Source organism: Mycobacterium sp. 1245801.1 (assembly GCF_001673055.1).
In the GTDB taxonomy this organism is placed as follows: domain Bacteria; phylum Actinomycetota; class Actinomycetes; order Mycobacteriales; family Mycobacteriaceae; genus Mycobacterium; species Mycobacterium europaeum_A.
The window spans coordinates 1-1,434 of sequence record NZ_LZKY01000066.1; the positions used below are offsets into that span (position 1 = coordinate 1).

1 pseudogene is annotated in these 1,434 nt (G+C 71.3%); it reads right to left on the reverse strand.

Annotated features, from left to right (window positions below):
* A pseudogene (locus tag A5622_RS04275) lies at nucleotides 1-1,379 on the reverse strand (HNH endonuclease signature motif containing protein); the annotation flags it as partial.
* Nucleotides 1,380-1,434: the final 55 nt, after the last annotated feature.

The following is a 1,434-nucleotide window of genomic DNA, read 5'->3' on the forward strand; positions in this document are numbered from 1 at the left end:
GTCGCGGTTGTGCCGGCGTTCGGTGGCCACGCGCGCGGCGCGGTCCTGGGCGCGGGTGCGGCGGCGTTTGGGCATCATCGCGGTGCGCTCGGCGCAGTAGTCGCGGGGCGGGTCGGCTTCGGTGGCCGGTATCGCGCCGGTGGGCGCGCACAGGCTGGGGAATAAGAGTGCGCTGCCCGGGGTGGTGACGTAGGTGTGTCCGTCGGGCAGCGTCCAGATGACGGTGCCGTCGGGCAGCTGGCGGTCGCGCCAGCCCCAAAACGTCTTCATCAGATGGTGCCCACGGCATAGCGCCTTGAGGTTCGAGGCGTGCGTGGGGCCGCCGTCGGCGTACGGGATCGTATGGTCGAGGTCGCAGTCGGTGGCCGGGCGGTCACAACCCGGGGCCCGGCACGTCAGGTCGCGGCAGCGCACGAAGTCGGCCAGTGCGGCCGAGGGGGTGTAGCGGGTTTCGGCACCCGTGGGTGGGATCAGCGGCACCAGCCGCGCCGAGGCGGCCAGCTCGGCGAGCACCTCGGCCGGGATGAGACCTTCCACCCCGGGCGAGACCGCCGGGGTCGAGGCGGTGCCCTGCAGGCTGGCCTGCTCGGCGATCACGTGGATCACCACGTTGCTCTTGACCGCCCTCGGCGCGACCGCCGGGCAGTCGGAACCCCCGCAGCCACACACCAAACGCGCGCCGCCGGCGGCCAACACCCCCAACGCATCCGCACGCCGCTGCGCGGCGGTGCGCGGATCGGCCGCACACACCGTGGCGGCCAGCTCATCGAGGCGCCGATCCAACGCCTGGCCGTCGGTGGCCACCACACTGCCGCTCACATACGCCATCCCCGACTCGTGGTCGAGCACATCGACATAGCGATCCCGCAGCGCGTCCTTGGCCCGGCGCACCGCGTCGGCATCCGCGAGTGCGACCACCCGGTCCACCGCAGCACCCAGCCCACCGCGGGTCAGCGAGGGGCGCCGCGACAGCACCACCGCCAACTGCTCATCCACGCGGGCCAACACCTCGGCATCGGTGATCAAGTCAGTGCGAAACACCACCGTCTGAAACGCCCGGTAATCGATCAAACCGGCCCGAAAGACCTCACCGACCCGCGGCAACCGATCGCGCAAAGCCATCGCATACCGCAAGTAGCTATGTCCCATCGCCACACTGCACCCCAACGCCGCACCCAACTGCGCGGCCACCGCCTCCCACGCATCCGCCGACCAGTCCGCCCGCTCCCCGACTCCCGACACCGCAACACCAACAACTCACCGGCCGCCACCAACCGCTCGGCGGCCGCCCGCGCCTCCGCACGCCCCGCCTCACGCGCCCGATCCAGCAGCGCCCCCGACTCGGGCGTCTCCCGCGACGCATACCACCACTCGAACATAAGTTCGATCATGCCACCGGCCACCGACCGCGTTGACTCATCTGAAATGCGCGCG